6 protein-coding genes are annotated in these 7570 nt (G+C 74.7%); 2 read left to right on the top strand and 4 right to left on the bottom strand.

The window, feature by feature from the left end; all coding sequences use genetic code 11:
* Positions 1-123: 123 nt before the first annotated feature.
* Positions 124-591 carry an RICIN domain-containing protein gene (locus ACFV0G_RS11885; protein WP_380545469.1) on the top strand — a complete coding sequence of 156 codons (468 nt, stop codon included), beginning with the start codon at positions 124-126 and terminating at the stop codon, positions 589-591.
* Between the two features lie 68 nt (positions 592-659).
* Positions 660-1859, top strand: coding sequence for an MFS transporter (locus ACFV0G_RS11880; RefSeq protein WP_380545468.1), 1200 nt, complete (start codon positions 660-662; stop codon positions 1857-1859).
* A 78-nt stretch (positions 1860-1937) separates the two neighbouring features.
* Here ACFV0G_RS11880 and araA read toward each other — a convergent pair whose 3' ends face one another.
* The 4 genes from araA to ACFV0G_RS11860 all read right to left on the bottom strand — a co-directional run bounded on the left by araA (position 1938) and on the right by ACFV0G_RS11860 (position 7325).
* Positions 1938-3449, bottom strand: a complete 1512-nt coding sequence (araA, locus tag ACFV0G_RS11875) for an L-arabinose isomerase (protein WP_380545466.1) — start codon at positions 3447-3449, stop codon at positions 1938-1940.
* A gap of 14 nt (positions 3450-3463) precedes the next feature.
* On the bottom strand, positions 3464-4135 hold the full coding sequence (locus ACFV0G_RS11870) for an L-ribulose-5-phosphate 4-epimerase (RefSeq protein ID WP_380545464.1): 672 nt from the start codon (positions 4133-4135) through the stop codon (positions 3464-3466).
* On the bottom strand, positions 4132-5835 hold the full coding sequence (locus ACFV0G_RS11865; protein ID WP_380545462.1) for a ribulokinase: 1704 nt from the start codon (positions 5833-5835) through the stop codon (positions 4132-4134). Before ACFV0G_RS11865 ends, ACFV0G_RS11870 begins: the two co-directional genes overlap by 4 nt.
* 500 nt (positions 5836-6335) lie before the next feature.
* The gene (locus ACFV0G_RS11860; RefSeq protein ID WP_380545473.1) at positions 6336-7325 is read right to left on the bottom strand and encodes a LacI family DNA-binding transcriptional regulator; all 990 of its coding nucleotides are present in this window, start codon (positions 7323-7325) and stop codon (positions 6336-6338) included.
* Positions 7326-7570 lie beyond the last annotated feature (245 nt).

The following is a 7570-nucleotide window of genomic DNA, read 5'->3' as shown; positions in this document are numbered from 1 at the left end:
CGCCCGGTGCGCGTGCACCGGGCGGGGCCGTTCCGTGTCCCGGGCGGGCGGGCGGGCGGTGTCGGTGCGGGCGCGTACCGTGGGGCCCGGAACGGTCGGACACGGCAACGGGGGTCGGCGGCGATGGTCAGGGCACGGTCGGGTGCGGCGGCGCGGCTCGGTCCGGTGGCGGACGGGCGGTACCGGCTGCGCAACGTGGGCAGCGGCCTGCTGCTGGAGATCACCGGCGGGCGCAGCGGCAGCGGGGTGAAGGCCCGGCATGCGGCGGACGACGGCAGTGAGGCGCAGGTCTGGCAGGTGACGGCGGTCCATCCGGGGGCCGGGCTGTACCACGTGGAGAACGCGGCGAGCGGCAAGCGGCTGGACGTGATGGGTGCCCGGACGGACGACGGGGTGCCGATCCAGCAGTGGACGGCCAATGCGTTCGGCGCGCAGGAGTGGCTGTTCGAGCAGCACGTGGATGCGCCGGGGACGTTCACGGTGGTGGCGATCGTCAGCGGCAAGGCGATGGAGGGCGGTGCGGACGGCGCGGTCCGCCAGCAGGAGGACGCGGACACTCCGGCCCAGTGGTGGCGGCTGGAGCCGGCCTGAGGGCGGCCGGGTGCGGCGCGGCCACGGCTTTGCCCGCCGTCCGGCCGGGCAGCCCGTAGCGTGGGCGCATGAGCGATCGTCAGGGCGTCCGGCCGGCCCGTTCCACCGCGTACCTGGGCGCCGCCGGCGCCTTCGCCGTCTGTATGGCCGGGACGACGCTCCCCACTCCGCTCTACGGGCTGTACCAGGAGCAGTTGGGCTTCTCGGAGCTGATCGTGACCGTGGTGTTCGCGGTGTACGCCTTCGGGGTGATCGGGGTCCTGCTGGTCGCGGGCAATGTGTCGGACACGGTCGGCCGGCGGCCGGTGCTGCTGGCGGGGCTGGGTTTCGCGGCGCTGAGCGCGGTGTGCTTCCTGCTGGAGGGCGGGCTGCCGTTCCTGTACGCGGGTCGGCTGATGTCGGGGTTCTCCGCGGGGCTGTTCACGGGCACGGCGACGGCGTACGTGATGGAGCTGGCGCCGCCGGGGCGGGAGGGCCGGGCGGCGTTCGCGGCGACGGCGGCGAACATGGGCGGGCTCGGGCTCGGTCCGCTGGTGGCGGGGGTGCTGGCGCAGTACGCGCCGCATCCGCTGGAGCTGCCGTTCGTGGTGCACCTGGTGCTGGTGGCAATCGCGGCGGGGGTGCTGTTCGCGCTGCCGGAGACGGTGGCGGGGGCGCGGCCGGTGTCCGAGGCGCGGCCGCAGCTGCCGAGCCTGCCGCCGGAGGTGCGGCGGGTGTTCGTGCCGGCCGGGGTGGCGGCGTTCACCGGTTTCTCGCTGTTCGGGGTGTTCACGTCGGTGTCGCCGGCGTTCCTGACCGGGTCGCTGGGGGTGCACAACCGGGCGGTGATCGGGCTGATCGTCTTCTCGGCGTTCTTCGCTTCCACGGTGGGGCAGTTGGCGGCGGGGGCGCTGGGGGTGCGGCGGGCGCTGCCGGTGGGCTGCGCGGTGCTGATCGTGGGGCTGGCGCTGCTGGGCGGTTCGCTGCTGCACGACGAGCTGTCGCTGCTGGTGCTGAGTGCGCTGGTCGGCGGGACGGGCCAGGGGCTGTCGCTGCGCGGCGCGGTGGGGGCGGTGGCCGGGGCGGCGCCGCCCGAGGCCCGGGGCGGGTCGCTCTCCTCGCTGTTCGTGGTGGCCTACACGGGCATCTCCGTCCCGGTGATCGGGGTCGGGGTGCTGACCGGACCGATCGGGCTGGAGGACGCGGGGGTGGCGTTCATCGTCTGCATGGTGGTGCTGACGGCGTTCGCGGGGCTGTACCTGGTGAGGCGCCCGGTGGCGACGGCCTGAGGGCCGGTGGCAGCCGGACGGGCCGCGCCCCGCGGGCGGCGGGGCGCGGCCCGTGGGCAGCAGGGGTCGGCGGCGGGCTCAGAAGCCCTGGGCGAGGCGGTGGTAGGCCTGGTTCCAGCGGAGTTCGCGGGTGAAGCGGCGGATGGTGGTGGTGTCGTCGATGAGGACGAGTTCGACGGCGAGCATCTCGGCGAGGTCGTCGAGGACGTCGGTGTCCAGGGCCCGGGTGAGGACGGTGTGGTGGGGGGCGCCGGCGGTGAGCCAGGCCTCGGTGGCGGTGCGGAAGTCCGGGCGGGGCTTCCAGACGGCGCGGGCGACGGGCAGGCGGGGCAGCGGTTCGGCGGGGTCGACGACGTCGATCTCGTTGGCGACCAGTCGGAAGCGGTCGCCCATGTCGGCGAGGCCGACGACGACGGCCGGTCCGGGGGCGGCGTCGAAGACCAGGCGGACGGGGTCCTCGCGGCCGCCGATGGACAGCGGGTGGATCTCGCAGGACGGGGTGCCGGCGGCGATGGAGGGGCAGACCTCCAGCATGTGCGCGCCGAGGATCAGCTCCTGCCCGGGTTCGAGGTGGTAGGTGTAGTCCTCCATGAAGGAGGTGCCGCCGGGCAGGCCGTCGGCGGCGGCCTTGAGGGTGCGCAGCAGGACGGCGGTCTTCCAGTCGCCCTCGCCGCCGAAGCCGTAGCCGTCGGCCATGAGGCGCTGGACGGCGAGGCCGGGGAGTTGGCGCAGGCCGCCGAGGTCCTCGAAGTTGGTGGTGAAGGCCCGGAATCCGCCGTCCTGCAGGAAGGTGCGCAGGCCGAGTTCGATGCGGGCGGCGTAGCGCAGCGCGTCGTGCCGGTCGGCTCCGGCGCGGAGTTCGGGGGCGAGGCGGTACTGGTCGTCGTAGTCCTTGACGAGCTCGCTCACGTCGGCGTCAGCCACGTCGTCGACGACGGCGACGAGGTCGTTGACGCCGTAGGTGTTGACGGAGACGCCGAGGCGCAGCTGCGCCTCGACCTTGTCGCCCTCGGTGACGGCGACGTCGCGCATGTTGTCGCCGAATCGGGCCAGTTTGAGGGTGGCGAGTTCGGCGCGGCCGGCGGCGGCGCGGGCCCAGTGGGCGATCCGGTGGACGGTGGCGGGGTCGGTGGCGTGGCCGGCGACGGTCTTGCGGGCGATGCCGAGGCGGGACTGGATGTGGCCGAACTCGCGGTCGCCGTGGGCGGCCTGGTTCAGGTTCATGAAGTCCATGTCGATGGTGGACCAGGGCAGCCGGGTGTTGGCCTGGGTGTGCAGGTGGAGCAGGGGCTTGCGCAGGGCGTCGAGGCCGGCGATCCACATCTTGGCCGGGGAGAAGGTGTGCATCCAGGTGATCAGGCCGATGCAGGTGTCGTCGGCGTTGGCGTCGAGGCAGGTGCGTCGGATCGCGGCGGCGTCGGTGAGGACGGGCTTCCAGACGATCCGGACGGGGATGCCGGCGCTGCCGTCGAGGGCGGCGGCGACCGTCCGGGACTGCTCGGCGACCTGGCGCAGGGTGTCCTCGCCGTAGAGGCCCTGACTGCCGGTGAGGAACCAGATCTCGCGGGTGTCGGTGGTGCTGCTGGTCATGGCGGGGTTCTCCTTCACCGGGCAGCGGGCTGCTGGCCGTACACGTGCTGGTAGCGGTGGTTCAGGTGGTCGATGTCGGCCTGGGCGATGGGCAGGGGTTCGCCGAGCTGGCGGGAGATGTGGACGGTCCGGGCGACGTCCTCGCACATGACGGCCGCCTTGACGGCGGCCTTGGCGTCCTTGCCGATGGTGAAGACGCCGTGGCTCTTCATCAGGACGGCGGGTGAGCGGTGGCCGCGCAGGGTCTCGACGATGCCGCGGCCGATGGAGTCGTCGCCGATCAGGGCGAACGGGCCGATCGGGATCTCGGCGCCGAACTCGTCGGCCATGGCGGTGAGGACGCACGGGACGGCCTCGCCGCGGGCGGCCCAGGCGCTGGCGTAGGTGGAGTGGGTGTGCACGACGCCGCCGACCTCGGGCAGGTGGCGGTAGACGTAGGCGTGCGCGGCGGTGTCGGAGGACGGGTTGTGGTCGCCGGCGACGACGGTGCCGTCGAGGTCGCAGAGGATCATGTTCTCGGGGGTGAGTTCGTCGTACGGGACGCCGCTGGGCTTGATGACGAACAGGTCCTCGCCGGGTACGCGGGCGGAGACGTTGCCGGCCGTCCAGACGACGAGGCCGTAGCGGACGAGTTCCTGGTGCAGGTCGCTGACCTGGCGGCGGAGCAGGTCGATCGGGGTGCTCATCGGTCCTCGCTGGGGTGGGTGGCGGTCAGGGCGGCGTTGCGGATGGCGCGCAGGCGGTGCAGCTGCTTGTCCGGGCCGGTGCCGAAGTGGTCGTGCAGGGCCCGGTACTCGGCGTAGAGCGCGTCGTAGGCGTCGGCGCGGGCGGGGTCGGGCAGGTAGGCGTGCCGGTGGACGCGGCCCATCGCGGCGGCGGCGGTGCGCACGTCGGGGTGGGCGCCGGCGGCGACGGCGGCGTGGATGGCGGAGCCGAGGGCGGGGCCCTGTTCGGAGGCGGCGAGGGAGACCGGGCGGCGCAGCACGTCGGCGTGGATCTGCATGAGGAGGGCGTTCTTCTTGAGGCCGCCGGTGACGACGAATTCGGTGACGGGGACGCCGCCCGCCTCGAGCGCGTCGACGATGGTGCGGGTGCCGTAGGCGGTGGCCTCCAGCAGGGCGCGGTAGATCTCCTCGGGGCGGGTGGCGAGGGTGAGGCCGACGATGACGCCGGAGAGGTGGTGGTCGACGAGGGTGGAGCGGTTGCCGCCCATCCAGTCGAGGGCGATCAGGCCGTGGCCGCCGACGGGCTGGTCGGCGGCCTTGCGGGTGAGGAGCTGGTGGAGGTCCTCGCCGGTCGCCTCGGCCTCGGCGAGGTAGGCGGCGGGGGCGCCCTGGCGCAGCCACCAGGCGAAGATGTCGCCGACCGCGCTCTGGCCGGCCTCGTAGCCCCAGGAGCCGGCGGTGATGCCGCCGTCGACGACGCCGCAGATGCCGGGGACCTCGGCGAGGGCGGGTCCGTTGACGACGTGGCAGGTGGAGGTGCCCATGATGGCGAGCAGGTGGCCGTTGTCGACGGCCCGGGCGGCGGGGGCGGCGACGTGGGCGTCGACGTTGCCGGCGGCGACCGCGATGCCCTCGGGCAGGCCGGTGGCGGCGGCGGCCTCGGCGGTCAGCGAGCCGACCCGGCTGCCGAGCGGGGCGAGCGGGTGGTCCAGGCGGGTGCGGGCGAAGTCGGCGAAGCCGGGGTTCAGGGCGGCGAGGTAGTCCTCGTCCGGGTAGCCGCCGTCCTGGTGGATGCCCTTGTAGCCGGCGGTGCAGGTGTTGCGGGACTCGGCGCCGGTGAGCTGCCACACGATCCAGTCGGCGGCCTCGATCCAGCGCTCGCAGGCGCCGTAGACCTGGGGGTCCTCCTCCAGCACCTGGAGGGCCTTGGCGTACTGCCACTCGGCGGAGATCCTGCCGCCGTAGCGGTGGATCCACTTCTCGCCGCGGGCGTGCGCGAGGGCGTTGATCCGGTCGGCCTGCGGCTGTGCGGCGTGGTGCTTCCACAGCTTGGGCCAGGCGTGCGGGCGGCCCTGCCACTGGGGGGTCTCGGCGAGCGGGGTGCCGTCGGCGAGGGTCGGCAGGACGGTGCAGGCGGTGAAGTCGGTGGCGATGCCGATCACCGCGGCCGGGTCGACGCCGGAGGCGGCGAGGGCGGCGGGGACGGCGGTGCGCAGCACCTCGCGCCAGTCCTCGGGGTGCTGGAGCGCCCAGTCGGGGGGCAGCGGGCGGCCGGTGCCGGGCAGGCGGTCCTCGATCACGGCGTGCGGGTACGGGTGGACGGCGGTGCCCAGCTCCTCGCCGTCGCGGACCCGGACGACGACGGCACGGCCGGAGAGGGTGCCGAAGTCGACGCCGACGACGTAGCGGTCCGCGTCCGGGGCGGGGGGTGTCTCGGTCACGGTGTGGTCCTTCGTACGCAGGGGTGGTGGGCCGGCCGCCGGTCTGCGCCGTCGCGGTCCGGCGGCCGGTCCGCGATCCGCTCCCGCACCCTCGGGCGGGGCGGAACGGGCCGCCGGGCGGGGGCCGAAGCGGGGTGGCCGGCCGGCCGGCGGAGTGGGTGGCGGCGAGGCGCGCACAGTGATTGTTAACGTTCACAATTGGACTGTCAAGGGTCCCGCCGAGGCCGGACGGAGCCGCCGCGGCTCATCGGGGGCACGACACACGCCGCCACCCCGGCACCGCGGGAGGCAGGAAGGCACACACGTGCAGGGCGGGGCGGGCCCGGGCGGCCCGGGCGGCGCGGGCGGCGGCGGGCAGGGGGCGATCGGGCGGCGGGGACGGTCGGGCGGCAGGTAGGTAGGTAGGTAGGTAGGTAGGTAGGTAGGTAGGTAGGTAGGTAGAGCCGGCGCCGGAACCGGCCGCCCCGACCGGCCGCGGTCAGGGCCGGGCGGCCGACCGGTCAGCCGCGGCGCGCCGGACCGGCCGAGCGGCGGAGCACCATCTCCGGCGTGATCAGCACCCGGCTGCGCACGTGGGCGGCCCCGGCCAGCTCCTCGACCAGCAGCTCCACGCCGCGGCGGCCGAGCTCGCCGAAGTCCTGGCGGACGGTGGTGAGCGGCGGGATGAGGTAGGCGGCCTCGGGGATGTCGTCGAAGCCGACCACGCTGATGTCGCCGGGTACCGAGCGGCCGGCCTCGTGCAGGGCGCGCAGCAGACCGAGCGCCATGTGGTCGTTGGCGCAGAAGACCGCCGTGACCTCCGGGTCCTCGGCGATCCGCATGCCGGCCTGGTAACCGGCGCGCGAGCTCCAGTCGCCGCTGTGCACGGCGGGGGCCGCGATGCCGGCCTGGTCGAGGGTGCGGCGCCAGCCGTCCTCGCGGTCCTTGCTCTCCAGCCAGCCGGCCGGTCCGGCCACGTGGTGGACGGTGCGGTGGCCGAGGTCGAGCAGGTGGCGGGTGGCCGCGGCGGCGCCGGCCAGGTTGTCGACGGCGACCGTGGGGACGCGGGAGCCGGTGCCGGCGCCGACCGCCACGACCGGGACGGCGCTGGAGAGCCTGGCGACCGCGCCGACCGCGGAGATCTGCGGGGCGATCACCACGACGCCCTCGACGCCCTGGTCGCGCAACCGGTCGACGGCCTCCTGGACGGAGCGGCTGTCGAGCGAGCGGAGGCTGGCGACGCTGACGAAGTAGCCGGCGCTGCGGGCGGCCTGTTCGAGGCCGTCGAGCATCGAGGCCGGGCCGTACAGGGTGCTGGCGAAGCTGACCACGCCGAGGGTCTGGGAGCGACGGGTGACCAGGGCGCGGGCGGCCGAGTTGGGCCGGTAGTCCAGTTCGCGGATGGCGGCCAGCACCCGGTCGCGGGTGTCGGGGCGGACGTGCGGGGCGCCGTTGAGGACGCGCGACACCGTCTGATGGGACACTCCGGCGAGCTTGGCCACGTCAGCCATCACGGGCTGTCGGGGGTCCGTCCCGGCAGTCTCACTTCCCACTCACAGCCCCTTTGATCGGTGCAGTGCCAGTCGCGCGGTGTCACTGTCTCACGAGCGCTGGAGGGAGTGTAATTGTTTGCGTTCACATGACAGCACCCGGGGTGGGGGGGGGGCGGCGGGGCCGGGGGGGGGGCCCGGCGCCCGGCCCCGGGCGGCCGCCCGCCCCGCGCGCCCCCCCCCCGGGCGGCCACCGCCCGCCCGGG

Origin of the sequence: Kitasatospora sp. NPDC059571 (assembly GCF_042735675.1) — a bacterium.
Taxonomy (GTDB): domain Bacteria; phylum Actinomycetota; class Actinomycetes; order Streptomycetales; family Streptomycetaceae; genus Kitasatospora.
The sequence above is the reverse complement of the archived record's forward strand: the minus strand, read 5'-3'. Positions and strand labels throughout refer to the sequence as shown.